This window comes from Sphingomonas sp. Tas61C01 (genome assembly GCF_052567495.1).
This window is the reverse complement of the sequence record NZ_CP199583.1, coordinates 572501-586527: the sequence shown is the minus strand read 5'-3', so window position 1 is coordinate 586527 and position 14027 is coordinate 572501. Positions and strand designations below refer to the sequence as shown.

The 14027-nt window shown below is 67.9% G+C and carries 17 protein-coding genes; 11 read left to right on the top strand and 6 right to left on the bottom strand.

What is annotated here, in order from left to right; all coding sequences use genetic code 11:
- The first annotated feature begins 57 nt into the window (after nt 1–57).
- The 7 genes from ACT009_RS02690 to eda all read left to right on the top strand — a co-directional run bounded on the left by ACT009_RS02690 (nt 58) and on the right by eda (nt 6956).
- Nucleotides 58–345, top strand: a complete 288-nt coding sequence (locus ACT009_RS02690; protein ID WP_445192849.1) for an SH3 domain-containing protein — start codon at nt 58–60, stop codon at nt 343–345.
- Entirely contained in the window at nt 342–1256 is a 915-nt protein-coding gene (argC, locus tag ACT009_RS02685; RefSeq protein WP_445192848.1) for an N-acetyl-gamma-glutamyl-phosphate reductase, read from the top strand. The genes ACT009_RS02690 and argC overlap by 4 nt, the downstream gene beginning before the upstream one ends.
- Nucleotides 1257–1269: 13 nt before the next feature.
- Entirely contained in the window at nt 1270–2733 is a 1464-nt protein-coding gene (zwf, locus tag ACT009_RS02680; RefSeq protein ID WP_445192847.1) for a glucose-6-phosphate dehydrogenase, read from the top strand.
- Between the two features lie 85 nt (nt 2734–2818).
- On the top strand, nt 2819–3523 hold the full coding sequence (pgl, locus tag ACT009_RS02675) for a 6-phosphogluconolactonase (protein WP_445192846.1): 705 nt from the start codon (nt 2819–2821) through the stop codon (nt 3521–3523).
- Nucleotides 3524–3528: 5 nt separating this feature from the next.
- Nucleotides 3529–5346 carry a phosphogluconate dehydratase gene (gene edd / locus ACT009_RS02670; RefSeq protein WP_445192845.1) on the top strand — a complete coding sequence of 606 codons (1818 nt, stop codon included), beginning with the start codon at nt 3529–3531 and terminating at the stop codon, nt 5344–5346.
- Between the two features lie 42 nt (nt 5347–5388).
- A complete protein-coding gene (gene glk, locus ACT009_RS02665; protein WP_445193988.1) occupies nt 5389–6354 on the top strand; it encodes a glucokinase in 966 nt (321 codons plus the stop codon).
- Nucleotides 6351–6956: a bifunctional 4-hydroxy-2-oxoglutarate aldolase/2-dehydro-3-deoxy-phosphogluconate aldolase gene (gene eda, locus ACT009_RS02660; RefSeq protein ID WP_445192844.1), complete on the top strand. Its 606-nt coding sequence runs from the start codon at nt 6351–6353 to the stop codon at nt 6954–6956. Before glk ends, eda begins: the two co-directional genes overlap by 4 nt.
- Nucleotides 6957–7073: 117 nt before the next feature.
- On the opposite strand, the gene mltG is transcribed toward eda, so the two are convergent.
- The 6 genes from mltG to fabD all read right to left on the bottom strand — a co-directional run bounded on the left by mltG (nt 7074) and on the right by fabD (nt 11966).
- Entirely contained in the window at nt 7074–8042 is a 969-nt protein-coding gene (mltG, locus tag ACT009_RS02655; protein WP_445192843.1) for an endolytic transglycosylase MltG, read from the bottom strand.
- A gap of 5 nt (nt 8043–8047) precedes the next feature.
- Nucleotides 8048–9304: a beta-ketoacyl-ACP synthase II gene (gene fabF, locus ACT009_RS02650; RefSeq protein ID WP_445192842.1), complete on the bottom strand. Its 1257-nt coding sequence runs from the start codon at nt 9302–9304 to the stop codon at nt 8048–8050.
- Between the two features lie 159 nt (nt 9305–9463).
- Nucleotides 9464–9700, bottom strand: coding sequence for an acyl carrier protein (locus ACT009_RS02645; protein WP_031393971.1), 237 nt, complete (start codon nt 9698–9700; stop codon nt 9464–9466).
- An 87-nt stretch (nt 9701–9787) separates the two neighbouring features.
- Complete coding sequence (fabG, locus tag ACT009_RS02640) at nt 9788–10528, bottom strand: 3-oxoacyl-[acyl-carrier-protein] reductase (RefSeq protein WP_445192841.1); 741 nt, start codon at nt 10526–10528, stop codon at nt 9788–9790.
- A gap of 13 nt (nt 10529–10541) precedes the next feature.
- On the bottom strand, nt 10542–10970 hold the full coding sequence (locus tag ACT009_RS02635; RefSeq protein ID WP_445192840.1) for a GxxExxY protein: 429 nt from the start codon (nt 10968–10970) through the stop codon (nt 10542–10544).
- 60 nt (nt 10971–11030) lie between these two features.
- Nucleotides 11031–11966, bottom strand: a complete 936-nt coding sequence (gene fabD / locus ACT009_RS02630; RefSeq protein WP_445192839.1) for an ACP S-malonyltransferase — start codon at nt 11964–11966, stop codon at nt 11031–11033.
- Between the two features lie 208 nt (nt 11967–12174).
- Between fabD and ACT009_RS02625 the strand changes: the two genes are divergently transcribed.
- From ACT009_RS02625 to rplI, 4 genes are all read left to right on the top strand, one after another.
- On the top strand, nt 12175–12534 hold the full coding sequence (locus tag ACT009_RS02625; protein ID WP_445192838.1) for an RcnB family protein: 360 nt from the start codon (nt 12175–12177) through the stop codon (nt 12532–12534).
- A gap of 150 nt (nt 12535–12684) precedes the next feature.
- Entirely contained in the window at nt 12685–13143 is a 459-nt protein-coding gene (rpsF, locus tag ACT009_RS02620) for a 30S ribosomal protein S6 (protein WP_445192837.1), read from the top strand.
- Nucleotides 13143–13367, top strand: coding sequence for a 30S ribosomal protein S18 (rpsR, locus tag ACT009_RS02615; protein WP_007403456.1), 225 nt, complete (start codon nt 13143–13145; stop codon nt 13365–13367). The genes rpsF and rpsR overlap by 1 nt, the downstream gene beginning before the upstream one ends.
- A 12-nt stretch (nt 13368–13379) precedes the next feature.
- Nucleotides 13380–13985: a 50S ribosomal protein L9 gene (rplI, locus tag ACT009_RS02610; protein WP_445192836.1), complete on the top strand. Its 606-nt coding sequence runs from the start codon at nt 13380–13382 to the stop codon at nt 13983–13985.
- Nucleotides 13986–14027: the final 42 nt, after the last annotated feature.

Below are 14027 nucleotides of genomic sequence, written 5' to 3'. Positions count from 1 at the left end.
GCGGACCTGGGCGCAGCATCGCCGCGCCAGTCGTTCGCGCTGACCGGACGCTCGGCGGTGCTTGATCCATCCACCCACGCGGTGCGCGGCGATCTCGCCGACGTCCGATTGGCATCGCTGGTGTTCGCCCCGCATTACGCCGCGCCGCTGCAGTGCGTCGCGACGCGTGCAGTCCCGCTGCAATCGACCCGCGACTCGGCGTCGGCGCCGCTCGCGGCGATCGCGGTGGGCGATCGGTTCGAGGTGCTGGAACTGGCGGGCGGCAATGCCTGGGGCGTCGCACCCGATCACGGGCTGGTCGGCTATGTCGATCGCACCGCGCTGGACGTGGCGGCCGCGGCGTGACCGTCACGGTGTTCATCGACGGCGCGGTCGGCACCACGGGGCTCGAGATCCGCGATCGCCTCGCCGGTCGCGGCGATCTCGCGGTGGTGACGCTCGCCGACGATCGCCGCAAGGATGTGACGGCGCGGCGCGAGGCGTTGAACGACGCCGACATCGCGATCCTCTGCCTGCCCGACGACGCCGCGCGCGAGGCGATGGCGCTGATCGACAGCGGCACCCGCGTGATCGACGGATCGAGCGCGCATCGCACCGCCGATGGCTGGACCTATGGCTTTCCCGAGCTCGGCCTCGATGTCGCGGGCGCGGCCAACGTCTCCAATCCCGGCTGCTACCCCACCGGCTTCCTCGCGCTGGTCGCGCCGCTGGTCCGCGCCGGGCTGGTGCCGCACGACTGGCCGCTGACCGTCAACGCCATCTCGGGCTATTCGGGCGGCGGCAAATCGCTGATCGAGCGGTTCGATGACGACGAGACGCTGGCGTTCCGCGACTATGGCTTCGCGCTCGAACACAAGCACGTGCCCGAGATGCAGCGCCATGCCGGGCTCGCTCATCCCCCGGTGTTCGCGCCGATGGTCGCGCGGGCGTTCCGCGGCATGATCGTGGAGGTGCCGCTGCCGCTCGCGGCCTTGCCGACCCGCCCGTCGCGCGCGGCGATGCTCGATGCGCTCCACGCCGCCTATGATCACCAGCCGGTGATCACGGTGCACGACGAGGCGCCGGGCGAGTTGCTGATCGCCCGCGACGCACCGCTCAGCGATCGGCTCGACCTGTATGTGTTCGCAAACCGTAGCGGCGAGCAGGCGCGACTGGTTGCCTGTCTCGACAATCTGGGCAAAGGGGCCGCGGGTGCGGCAGTCCAGAACCTCAACCTGATGGCCGGTCTCGATCCGCTCGCCGGTCTCGTCCTCTAAGCGAAGGTACGTCATGCAGCGCAATCCGGTCGGCAAGATGCTCCTGTTCGGGGCTACCGGGGATCTCGCGCAGCGCATGCTGCTGCCCTCCCTCTACGGCCTGCACGCCGACGGCCTGCTGCCCGAGGGGCTCACGATCACCGGCGCCGCGCGCGCGGATCATGACGACGCGTCGTACCGCGATTTCGCGAAGGCCGCACTCGACCAGTTCCTGCCCGACGATCGCGCGGGCGAGGAAGCCGTCGGCTCGTTCCTCGAGCGCATGTTCTATCACAATGTCGACCTGTCGGACCCCGGCAGCTTCGCATCGCTGGCGGAGAAGGTCGGCGACGTGTCGGGCGGCCTCGCGATCTTCCTGTCGACCGCGCCGTCGCTGTTCGAGCCCGCGATCGCGGGGCTCCACAAGGTCGGGCTGGCGGGCGACACCGTACGGATCGGCCTGGAAAAGCCGCTCGGCTACGATCTCGCGTCGAGCAAGGAGATCAACGACGCGGTCGCCGCGGTCTTCCCGGAGAACCGGATCTTCCGGATCGACCATTATCTCGGCAAGGAGACGGTCCAGAACATCCTGGCGCTGCGCTTCGGCAATTCCTTCTTCGAACCGGTGTGGAACGCGCGCGGGATCGACAACGTCCAGATCACGATCGCCGAGACGGTCGGGCTGGAGGAGCGCGCCGGATATTACGAGAGCGCGGGCGCGCTGCGCGACATGGTCGCCAACCACATGCTCCAGCTGCTCGCGCTGATCGCGATGGAGCCGCCGTCGCATTATGACGGCACCGCGATCCGCGACGAAAAGGCGAAGGTCATCCGATCGCTGCGCGCGATCAAGCCGGAGGAGACGCCGCAGGTCACCGTGACCGGTCAATATGCCGATGGCGCGGTGAAGGGCGCGATCGTCAAGAGCTATGGCGACGAACTCGGCAAGCCGTCGACCACCGAGACCTTCGTCGCGATCAAGGCGCATGTCGACAATTGGCGCTGGCAGGGCGTGCCGTTCTACCTGCGCACCGGCAAGCGGATGGCGGCACGGCGGAGCGAGATCGCGATCCAGTTCAAGGCGGTGCCGCATTCGATGTTCGCCGGGCGCGGCGGGTTGCTCCAGCCCAACATGCTGATCATCCGCCTGCAGCCCGAGGAATATGTCCAGCTGCTGGTGATGGCCAAGGAGCCAGGGCTCGACCGCGAGGGCGTTCGCCTGCGCGAAGTGCCACTGAACCTGAGCCTCGACGCCGCCTTTGCTGGCTCGCGCCGGCGGATCGCCTATGAGCGGCTGCTGCTCGACCTGATCGAGGGAGACCAGACGCTGTTCGTGCGCCGCGACGAAATCGAGGCGCAATGGACCTGGATCGACGCGATCCGCGCCGGCTGGGCAGCGAACGACATGAAGCCGAAGACCTATCCGTCGGGCAGCTGGGGGCCGTCCGCCGCGATCGCGCTGACCGAGCGCGACGGCGTGACCTGGCAGGACGATTGATCTATCCGCTTCGTCGACCGGGTGGACACGGGCCTGCACCACCGGCGCCCCGGCTCGCCACGAACGGACCCAATGGGAAGTTGCTATGACCGAGATCGAATGGTGGGACTATGACGACGCCGAGGAGATGGCCGCCGCGGTAGCGGGCGACATCCAGTTCATCATCGAAAGCGCGATCGATGCGCGTGGTGGTGCGGTGATCGCGCTGTCGGGCGGCAAGACCCCGGTGCCGATCTACGCGAAGCTCGCCGCGGCGAAGCTCGACTGGAAGCGCGTGACGATCGTGCCGACCGACGAGCGCGTCGTGCCGCTCGGCGATCCGCTGTCCAACGTGACGATGATCGCCAAGGCGTTCATCCCGAAGGGTGCGCGGGTGATGCCGATCGTCCCGACCGCGACCGCCGACTACAAGGCCGCCGGGCGTTCGGCCGACGCGCTGATGCAGGACCTGCACTGGCCGCTCGATCTCTGCCTGCTCGGCGTCGGCGGCGACGGCCATACCGCGTCGATCTTCCCCGGCCCCGATCTCGATGAGGCACTCGCCGGTCCGCGCGAGCGCCGCGCGCTCGGCGTGATGCCCGAGCCGCTGCCGCCCGAGGCACCGGTGCCCCGCGTCACGCTCAGCCGCGAGGGCATCGTCACCGCCCGTGCGCTGCTGATCGCGGTAACGGGCGCGGAGAAGCGCACGGTGATCGAGGCCGCGATCAAGCAGGGCGCGGGCTCCGCCTATCCGATCGGCCGCGTGCTGGCGGACGTCGAGCTCCCGGTCGACATCCACTGGGCGGCCTGACCACGATGGCGATGAACCCGGACGTCACCGCGGTCACCGACCGGATCATCGAACGGTCGCGCGACAGCCGCGCCGCCTATCTCGCGCTGATCGATCGCGAGCGCGAGAACGGCGCGCGTCGGCCGTCGCTCGGCTGCGCCAACCTGGCCCACGCCTATGCCGGCACCGAGGAAGATCGCGACACGATGAAGTCGGGCGCGGGCATGAACATCGGCATCGTCACCGCCTATAACGACATGCTGTCGGCGCACGCGGTCTATTACCGCTATCCCGAGCTGATGAAGGTGTGGGCGCGTGAGGCCGGCGCGACCGCGCAGGTTGCGGGCGGCGTGCCGGCGATGTGCGACGGCGTGACCCAGGGCTATCCGGGCATGGAGCTGTCGCTGTTCAGCCGCGACACGATCGCGCTATCGACCGCGATCGCTCTCAGTCACGGCACGTTCGAGGGCGCGGCGCTGCTCGGCATCTGCGACAAGATCGTGCCGGGCCTGCTGATGGGCGCGCTGCGCTTCGGCCACCTGCCGATGGTGCTGATCCCCGGCGGGCCGATGCCGACCGGGCTGCCCAACAAGGCCAAGGCCGCGGTGCGCGAGCGTTTTGCCGAGGGGCTGGCGGAGCGCGAGGAACTGCTCGACGCCGAGATCGCGGCCTATCATTCCAAGGGCACCTGCACCTTCTACGGCACCGCCAACACCAACCAGATGATGATGGAGGTGATGGGCCTGCACATGCCCGGCGCCGCGTTCGTCAATCCGGGCACCAAGCTGCGCCAGGAACTGACCCGTGCCGCGGTGCACCGGCTGGCCGAGATCGGCTGGCACGGCAACGACTATCGTCCGCTCGGCCACTGCGTCGACGAGCGCGCGATCGTCAACGCCGCGGTCGGGCTGCTGGCGACGGGCGGATCGACCAACCACCTGCTCCACGTCCCCGCGATCGCGCGGGCCGCCGGCCTCGTGATCGACTGGGAGGATTTCGACCGGCTGTCGCGCGCGGTGCCGCTGATCGCGCGGGTCTATCCCAACGGCTCTGCCGACGTGAACGCGTTCGAGGCGGCGGGCGGCATGCCCTATGTCGTGCGCGAGCTGATCGCGGGCGGCTATCTCCACCGCGACATCATGACGATCGCGCGCGACGATCTCTCCGCCTTCGCCGAAAAGCCGGTGATCGAGGACGACCGGCTCGCCTGGCAGCCGGTCGGCAAGAGCGGCGACGAGACCATCCTGCGATCGATCGACGCGCCCTTCTCGCCCGATGGCGGCATGCGGATCCTCGCAGGCAATATCGGGCGCGCGTGCATCAAGGTGTCGGCTGTCGAGCAGGACCGCTGGGTGATCGAGGCGCCCGCGCTGGTGTTCGACGATCAGCTCGACGTGATCGAGGCGTTTCGCCGCGGCGAACTGGAGCGCGACGTGGTGGTCGTGGTGCGGTTCCAGGGGCCGCGCGCCAACGGCATGCCCGAACTCCACAAGCTGACCCCCCCGCTCGGCGTTCTGCAGAACCGCGGGTACAAGGTCGCGCTGGTGACCGACGGTCGGATGTCGGGCGCGAGCGGCAAGGTGCCGTGCGCGATCCATTGTTCGCCCGAGGCGCTCGGCGGCGGCGCGATCGGCCGGATCCGCGACGGCGACGTGATCCGCGTCGACGCGGTAAACGGCACGCTTGAAGCGCTGGTGGACGATGCCGAATGGGCAGCACGCCCGCTCGCCGCCGATCCGCCCGCTGCCACCGGCATGGGTCGCGAATTGTTCGGGATGTTCCGCGGCCTGGCCGACGAAGCCGAAAAGGGCGCGTCGGCGATGCTGGCGGGCGCCGGGCTATGACGACATCGCTTCCGGCCTGACGATCGAACTCTGGAGACAATGATGCAAGTCGTCTGTGCCGATATCGGCGGAACCCATGCCCGCTTCGCGATCGCGGAGGTCGATGGCGGGCGTGTCGTCTCGCTCGGCGAGCCGGTGACCCAGAAGACCGCGGACCATGCCAGCCTCCAGACCGCGTGGCAGGCGTTCGAGAAGATCCACGGTGGCCCCCTCCCCCGCAACGCCGCGATCTCGGTCGCTTCGCCGATCGCGGGCGACGTGATCCGGCTGACCAACAATCCCTGGATCATCCGCCAGTCGCTGATCCCCGAACGGCTGGGTGCCGACACTTATACCGTGATCAACGATTTCGGCGCGGTGGGCCATGCCGTGGCGCAGCTGCCAGCGGCCGACTTCGTCCATCTCTGCGGCCCCGACACGCCGCTGCCGGGGCTCGGGGTCACCACGGTCTGCGGGCCCGGCACGGGGCTGGGCGTCGCGCAGGTGCTGAAGACGGCCGACCGCTATCACGTGCTGTCGACAGAAGGCGGGCATGTCGATTACGCGCCGCTCGACGGGATCGAGGACGCGCTCGTGCAGCGACTGCGGCGCAGCTTCACCCGCGTATCGACCGAGCGGATCTGCTCGGGCCCGGGCATCGTCGCGATCTACGAGACGCTGGCGACGATGGAGGGCCGGCCGGTCCCGACCCATGACGACCGCACGATCTGGACCGAGGCGCTCGACGGCACCGATTCGATCGCGCTCGCCGCGCTCGACCGGTTCTGCCTCGCGCTCGGCGCGGTGGCGGGCGATCTCGCGCTCGCACACGGCGCCAAGGGCGTCGTCATCGCAGGCGGGCTCGGCCTGCGGATCAAGGACCGCTTGCTGCGATCGGGGTTCGATCAACGCTTCGTGGCCAAGGGCCGCTTCCAGACGCTGATGGCCGCGATCCCGGTCAAGCTCATCACCCATCCCCAGCCGGGCCTCTTCGGCGCCGCCGCCGCCTTCGCGCAGGAGCATTCATGACAAACATTGCCGACATCATGCAGACCAGCGCCGTCATCCCGGTGCTGGTGATCGACGACGCCGCGACCGCGCTGCCGCTCGCCCAGGCGCTGGTCGCGGGCGGATTGCGCGTGCTCGAGGTGACGATGCGCACCCCCGCCGCAATCGACGCGATCGTCGAGATGAAGAAGGTGCCCGGCGCGATCGTCGGCGCGGGCACGGTGGTGAACACCGAACAATTCGCCGAGGTGATGGACGCGGGCGCCGAGTTCATCGTGTCCCCGGGGCTGAGCGACCGCCTCGCCACCCCGATCATCGAGAGCGGCGTGCCGTTCCTGCCCGGCATCGCCAACGCCGGCGACATCATGCGCGGGCTCGACCTTGGACTGACGCACTTCAAGTTCTTCCCCGCCGAAGCGAGCGGCGGGCTGACGGCGTTGAAGGCGCTGGCGGCGCCGTTCTACCAATGCCGCTTCTGCCCGACCGGCGGCATCACCGAAGCGACCGCGCCCGACTGGCTGGCGTTCAAACCGGTGCTCTGCGTCGGCGGCAGCTGGGTGACCGGCGGCACCATGGCCGAGGTCGAACTGAAAGCCCGCGCGGCGAACGCGCTACGGCATTAGGGGCGGCCCGCGCCGCGGCACCGTGCTCCTGCGCACGCAGGCGCCCAGCGCCGAGATCGTTGCCCTCCGTAACCCTGGGTTCCTGAGCGCGCAGGAACACGGGTGCTCACCCGCCGCTCACATCTCGCCGCGGGCACGCCTGATCGCGTACCATTTCTTCACGTTGGCGTTGTGCTGTTCCAGCGTGTCCGCGAACGCATGCCCCCCGGTGCCGTCCGCGACGAAATACAGCGCCCTGCTCTGCGCCGGGGCCAGCACCGCGTCGATCGAGGCGCGGCCGGGGTTGGCGATCGGCCCGACCGGCAGCCCGCGCTCGGCATAGGTGTTGTAGCCGTTCTTCGCGGTGAGTTCGGACCGCAGGATGCGGCGCCCCAGCGGCTTGCCCTTGGTGATGGGGTAGATCACCGTCGGATCGGCCTGGAGCGGCATGCCGACACGCAGCCGGTTGCCGTACACCGCGGCGACCGTGGTGCGCTCGGCGGGCTTGCCGGTTTCCTTCTCGACGATCGACGCGAGCACTATCGCCTCCTGCGGCGTGCGCACCGCGATGCCGGGTTTGCGCTTCGCCCAGGACGCGGCGAGGTAATCGCGCATCGCCTTCTGCATGCGTGCGACCAGCGCCGCCCGGGTATCGCCGCGCTGGAAGGCGTAGCCGTCGGGCAGCACCGATCCTTCCGCGATCGACGGCACTGCGCCGGTCAGGCCATCGGTCCGTGCCAGGACCTCGGCGACCATGATCGACGGGTAACCCTCCGGTACGACCACGAGGCGCTGGCGGACCTTGCCACCTTGCAGCATCGCGAGGATCTCGGCAGCGCTCGCATTCGCCGAAATGCCGTACTCACCCGCCTTGATCGGCTCGCCCGAGCCGAGAAAGCGAGCATAGAGCCGGAAGCGCCGTGCCGAGCCGATCGCCCCTGCCCGCTCCAGTTCGGTCGCCGCACCGGCCAGGCTGCTGCCCTCGGCGATCTGGACCGACAACGGCCTGGCGGCCGGCCCCGCGCCCCGCCAGTCGTGCCACGCGAACAGCACGGCCGCCACTGCGACGAGGCCGAGGATCAGGACGAGGCAGCCCGGCTTACGCACAAGCGTCAGACCGCGCGCATCACCAGCGAGGCGTTCGTGCCACCGAAGCCGAAGCTGTTGTTGAGCACCGCCTTCACCTCACGCTTGCGCGCCGTATGCGGAACCAGGTCGACGCCTTCCGTGCCGTCGTCCGGATTGTCGAGATTGAGTGTCGGCGGCACGATCTGGTCACGGATCGCCAGGATGCAGAAGATGCTTTCCACCGCGCCGGCGCCGCCCAGCAGATGCCCGATCGCCGATTTCGTGCTCGACATCGACGCGCCCGACAGATCGTCGCCGAACACCCGCTTCGCTGCCGCCAATTCGATGGTGTCGGCCATCGTCGATGTGCCATGCGCGTTGATATAGTCGATGTCCGACGGCTCCATGCCCGCCTTGCGCAGCGCCATCCGCATCGCGAGCTCGGCGCCCTTGCCTTCGGGATGCGGGGCGGTGACGTGGTAGGCATCGCCCGACAGCCCATAGCCGACGACCTCGGCGTAGATTTTCGCGCCGCGCGCCTTCGCGTGCTCATATTCCTCCAGAACGACGACCCCCGCGCCCTCGCCCATCACGAACCCGTCGCGGTCCTTGTCGTAGGGCCGGCTCGCCTCGGTCGGCCGATCGTTCATGCTCATGTTGAGCGCGCGCGCCTGCGCGAACCCCGCGACGCCGAGCGGGTTGACCGTACTCTCGGCACCGCCGGCCAGCATGATGTCGGCATCGTCGTCCTTGATCATCCGCGCCGCGTCGCCGATCGAATGCGCGCCCGTCGAACAGGCGGTTACGACCGCGTGGTTGGGACCCATCAGGCCGTATTTGATCGACACCTGACCGCTGATCAGATTGATCAGGCGTCCGTGAACGAAGTGCGGGCTGACCCGGCCGGGGCCGCGTTCGTGCAGGTTGATCGATTCGATCTCGATGCCCGGCAGGCCACCGATCCCCGATCCGATCGAGACACCGGTGCGCAGCTTGAGCGCCTCGTCCATATCCTCGAGGCCCGCATCCTCGAGCGCCTGCCCCGCGGCATCGATGCCGTAGATGATGAAGGGATCGACCTGGCGCTGAACCTTGTGATCGACGCGCTTGTCGGGATCGAAGCCATATTCATGATCCTTGGGCTTCACCTCGCACGCGATCCGGCACTTCTGGTCGCTCGCATCGAAATGCGTGATCGGCCCAGCGCCCGACTTGCTGGCGAGGATGTTCGCCCACACGGTCTCGACGTCCGCGCCGAGCGGCGTGACCATCCCCAATCCGGTTACGACAACGCGCCGCATGCCAAGCTCCTCAACTCACGTCGTTTCACGAAAAACGGCTTCCCGCCCTCGAACACGGGGACGGAAAGCCGTTCATATCCTGCCCTCGCGGGCGGGCCAAGGCACCGGTCCCCGGACCCGACCCGTACCGTAAGCCCCGGACCCTCAGGCCCCAGACCCTTAGGCCTTGTGCTCGTCGATATAGGTGATCGCGTCCTTCACGGTCGCGATCTTCTCGGCGGCGTCGTCGGGGATCTCGACCCCGAACTCTTCCTCGAACGCCATGACGAGCTCGACGATGTCGAGACTGTCTGCGCCGAGATCGTCGATGAAGCTCGCATCCTCGGTCACCTTGTCGGCTTCGACGCCGAGATGCTCGACGACGATCTTCTTCACGCGGTCGGCGGTCTCGCTCATGTCATTCCCTCTTTCGATCTTGGGGTTTGGATTTCCTGAACGCACGTAGAACGGGGTCGTTCACGTGGCAAGCATCAGATCACCCCGTCAGATCATCGCCATGCCGCCGTTCACGTGCAGCGTCTGACCCGTGACGTAGCCGGATTCGCGGCTGGCGAGGTAGACCACCGCCGCGCCTATGTCCTGCGGCGAACCGAGATCGCCGGCAGGGATGCGGCCGAGCAGCGCGGCCTTCTGCGCCTCCGGCAGCACGTCGGTCATCGCCGATCGGATGAAACCGGGCGCGACGCAGTTGACGGTGATGTTGCGGCTGGCGAGCTCCTGCGCGAGCGCCTTGGACATGCCGACCAGCCCCGCCTTCGATGCGGCGTAATTGGCCTGGCCGGGGTTGCCGGTCTGCCCCACCACCGAAGTGATCGAGACGATCCGCCCGAACCGCGCCTTCATCATCGGCTTGGCGGCCGCGCGAACCAGCCGGAACGCGGCTTCGAGGTTGACGCGGATAACGCTGTCCCACTCCTCGTCCTTCATCCGCATCACCAGATTGTCGCGCGTGACCCCGGCATTGTTGACGAGGATGTCGAGCCTGCCGCCCAGCGCCCCGACCGCCGCGGGCACCAGCGCATCGACCGCGGCCCCGTCCGACAGATCGCACGGCACCGCGACGTGATCGCCGTCGAGGCCGGCGCGGAACTGCTCGAGCTTGTCGCGATTGGACCCCGACACCGCCAACCGCGCGCCCTGCGCGGCGAGCGCCTGCGCGATCGCGGACCCGATACCACCCGACGCCCCGGTGACGAGGGCGGTCATGCCTGTGAGGTCGAACATGTTGTACTCCAATTTAAGAAGATTGTTCGCGCAGAGACGCGGAGGACGCAGAGGGTCGGTGATTGTTGACGAGACGCCTGACCCCCTCCTTCAGCGTCGCTCCGCCGAAATTGATGAGCAGTCCGACGGGCTGCCCGGTCAGCCGCAAATAGGTCAGCAGTTGTTTCGAATGAACCGGCAGAAGATGCTCGACGGACTTGATCTCGATGATCAGGCGACCGTCGACGAGTAGGTCGATCCGAAAAGCGGCATCGATTTTGACGGTCTCGAACTCGATTCCCACAGGCTGCTGCCGCGCGACGGGATAGCCGATGGACGCAAGTCGCGCTGCCAGAACGGCTTCGTAGACGCTTTCGAGCAAGCCGGGCCCAAGATCGCGATGCAATCGCAAGGCGATATCGACGACATCCCCGCTGATCACGTCGATATCGCGCGAACCCACTTCTTCCTCCGCGTTCTCTGCGCCTCTGCGCGCAACACCTTCTCTACGCCTTTGCGTGCACTATGAATCCCGCACCAGCGCCTCGATGTCGTCCATCGTCACCACGCTGATCGCGTCCACGTCCGGCGCGATGCGCTTTACCATTGGGCCGAGCACCTTGCCGCCGATCTCGACGAAGCGATCGACGCCCGCGGACTGCATCGCCAGCACCGATTCGCGCCAGCGGACCATGCCGGTGACCTGTTCGACCAGCAGACGGCGGATGGTGTCGGGATCGGTGACCGGCGCCGCGGTGACGTTCGCATAGACCGGCACCAGCGGCGCCTCGATCCGCGCTTCGTCGAGTGCCGCGCCCATCGCGTCGGCGGCAGGCTGCATCAACGGGCAGTGGAACGGCGCCGACACCGGCAGCGCGATCGCGCGCTTGGCGCCGTGGTCCTTGGCGAGTCCGATCGCGCGGTCGATCGCAGCCTTGCTGCCGGAGATCACGACCTGGGTCGGATCGTTGTCGTTGGCAACGGTGCAGACATCGTCCTCCGCCGCCGCCTCGGCGATGATCTGTGCGATGCGGAGATCGGCACCGAGCAGCGCCGCCATCCCGCCCTGCCCGACCGGCACCGCCGCCTGCATCGCCAGCCCGCGCAGCTTCAGCAGCCGCGCAGTGGTCGCGAGATCGATCGCCCCCGCGGCGCACAGCGCGGTATATTCGCCCAGGCTGTGTCCGGCGACGTAATCGGCCTTGTCCGCGAGGCGGACGCCGCCCTCGCGCTCGATCACCCGCAGCGTGGCGATCGCGTTCGCCATGATCGCGGGCTGCGCATTCTGGGTCAGGGTGAGTTCGTCGGGCGGGCCTTCCCCCATGATCCGGAACAGCCGCTGGCCGAGCGCATCGTCGACCTCCTGGAACACCTCGCGGGCGGTGGCGCTGGCGGCGGCAAGCGCCTGACCCATGCCGACCGATTGGCTCCCCTGGCCGGGGAAGATGAAGGCGCGCATGTAGCTCTCCCTGTCTATCGTCGCCCAGCGGGCGTTGGGCGCGCGGAGTAGGCAGGCCGCCCCGCCGATGCAACCTGAACGAAGCGCGCGGCGTTGCGACAGTTCGCGACCATTTGGCCCTCCGATCGGGACGGGTTCGCGACAGACGACGCTTAGATAGATGTCCGACGCCGCGATGCCGGCGCCGTACGACACGGGAGAGAATATCATGAAGAAGTTGATCCTCAGCGCCATCGCCGCGACCCTGATCGCCAGCCCGCTCGCGGTATCCGCCGCCGAGGCAGCACCGCAGCGCGACCGCGAGACCACGGTGGTCCGCCAGAAGGCCAACGGCCGCACCGTCGTCACCCAGCGCCGCGTGGTCACCCAGCCGACCTATCGCAACTGGCGCAAGGGCCAGCGTTTCGAACAGCGTTACGCCCGCAACTATCGCCAGATCGACTATCGCCAGTATCGCGGCCTGCGCGCGCCGCCCCGCGGCTACCGCTATGTCCGGTCGGGCAACGACGCGGTGCTGATCCGCGGCAACAACGTGATCGCCCAGGTTTTCTCGGGCATCTTCCGCTAAGCGGAACCGGTTGCAAAATGCGCGAAAGCGCGTAGAGCACGCACATCGAGAGCGGAAGGGCGCGAGCCTTTCCGCTTTTGTGTGTTGAACGACAGCCGGAGGGGCGACCGCACGGGGCGGCGTCAGCGATCGGCCAATGAAGGAAGCAACATGGCTCTTTACGAGCACGTGTTCCTTGCGCGCCAGGATCTGGCACAGGCGCAAGTGGACGCGCTGGCGGAAGCCGCCACCAAGATCGTCGAGGATAACCAGGGCAAGGTCGTGAAGACCGAGTCGTGGGGCCTTCGCAGCCTCGCCTATCGGATCGCGAAGAACCGCAAGGCGCACTATGTCATGCTCGAGATCGACGCCCCCGGCGGCGTGATCCTGGAGCTGGAGCGCCAGACCCAGATCAACGAGGACGTAATCCGCTACATGACCGTCAAGGTCGACGAGCTGGAGCAGGGTCCGACCGTGATGATGCGCAAGCAGGAGCGCGATCGCGAGCGCCGTGGCGATCGTGAAGGTGGGCGTGATGGTGGCCCGCGCGGCGACCGTGGCGATCGGCCCGACCGTGGCGACCGTCCGCGCCGTGACCGTGACGAAGCATTCGCTGGGGAGCAGAACTGATGGCCCGCCCGTTTTTCCGCCGCCGCAAGAGCTGCCCGTTCTCGGCCAAGGATGCCCCCCGGATCGACTATAAGGACGTCCGGTTGCTCCAGGGCTTCGTGTCCGAGCGTGGCAAGATCGTCCCCTCGCGCATCACCTCGGTGAGCGCGAAGAAGCAGCGCGAGCTCGCCCAGGCGATCAAGCGCGCGCGTCATCTGGGCCTGCTGCCCTACGTCGTTAAGTAAGGAGTCCGGAACATGGACGTCATTCTGCTTGAGCGCGTCGAGAAGCTCGGCGCCATCGGCGACGTGGTGAAGGTGAAGGACGGCTACGCCCGCAACTTCCTGCTGCCGAACAAGAAGGCGCTTCGCTCCAACGAAGCCAACCGCAAGGTCTTCGAATCGAACCGCGCGCGGATCGAATCGGACAACGCCTCGCGTCGCGGCGATGCCGAGAAGGAGGCCAAGACCTTCGAGAACGCATCGATCACCCTGATCCGTCAGGCGTCGAACACCGGCCAGCTCTACGGTTCGGTCGCGGTGCGCGACCTGATCGAGGCGCTGGTCGCCGATGGCCACAAGGTCGCCAAGTCGGCGATCGTGCTCGACAAGCCGATCAAGGCGATCGGCGTGTACGACGTGAAGGTCTCGCTGCACCCCGAGGTTTCGGTGGCGGTGAAGGTCAACGTAGCGCGCTCGCCCGAAGAGGCCGAGATGCAGGCACAGGGCGTCGACGTCATGTCGGCGATGTTCGAGAAGGACGAGGCCGGCTTCGTCGAGGATTACGATCCCAACGCCGAACCCGGCGCCACCGCCGACGCGCAGCCCCAGGGCGGCGCAGAGGAGGAGCAGGCGCAGGGCTGATCCCCTCGCTTGGCCGACCAAAAAGGGCGCCGTCTGCAATCG

Coding starts and splice junctions, on each gene's coding strand:
- rplI (WP_445192836.1), top strand. CDS start 13,380: ATGGACGTCATTCTGCTTGAGCGCGTCGAGAAGCTCGGCGCCATCGGC.
- ACT009_RS02645 (WP_031393971.1), bottom strand. CDS start 9,700: ATGAGCGAGACCGCCGACCGCGTGAAGAAGATCGTCGTCGAGCATCTC.
- zwf (WP_445192847.1), top strand. CDS start 1,270: ATGCAGCGCAATCCGGTCGGCAAGATGCTCCTGTTCGGGGCTACCGGG.
- rpsR (WP_007403456.1), top strand. CDS start 13,143: ATGGCCCGCCCGTTTTTCCGCCGCCGCAAGAGCTGCCCGTTCTCGGCC.
- eda (WP_445192844.1), top strand. CDS start 6,351: ATGACAAACATTGCCGACATCATGCAGACCAGCGCCGTCATCCCGGTG.
- pgl (WP_445192846.1), top strand. CDS start 2,819: ATGACCGAGATCGAATGGTGGGACTATGACGACGCCGAGGAGATGGCC.
- edd (WP_445192845.1), top strand. CDS start 3,529: ATGGCGATGAACCCGGACGTCACCGCGGTCACCGACCGGATCATCGAA.
- fabG (WP_445192841.1), bottom strand. CDS start 10,528: ATGTTCGACCTCACAGGCATGACCGCCCTCGTCACCGGGGCGTCGGGT.
- ACT009_RS02625 (WP_445192838.1), top strand. CDS start 12,175: ATGAAGAAGTTGATCCTCAGCGCCATCGCCGCGACCCTGATCGCCAGC.
- glk (WP_445193988.1), top strand. CDS start 5,389: ATGCAAGTCGTCTGTGCCGATATCGGCGGAACCCATGCCCGCTTCGCG.
- fabD (WP_445192839.1), bottom strand. CDS start 11,966: ATGCGCGCCTTCATCTTCCCCGGCCAGGGGAGCCAATCGGTCGGCATG.
- fabF (WP_445192842.1), bottom strand. CDS start 9,304: ATGCGGCGCGTTGTCGTAACCGGATTGGGGATGGTCACGCCGCTCGGC.
- rpsF (WP_445192837.1), top strand. CDS start 12,685: ATGGCTCTTTACGAGCACGTGTTCCTTGCGCGCCAGGATCTGGCACAG.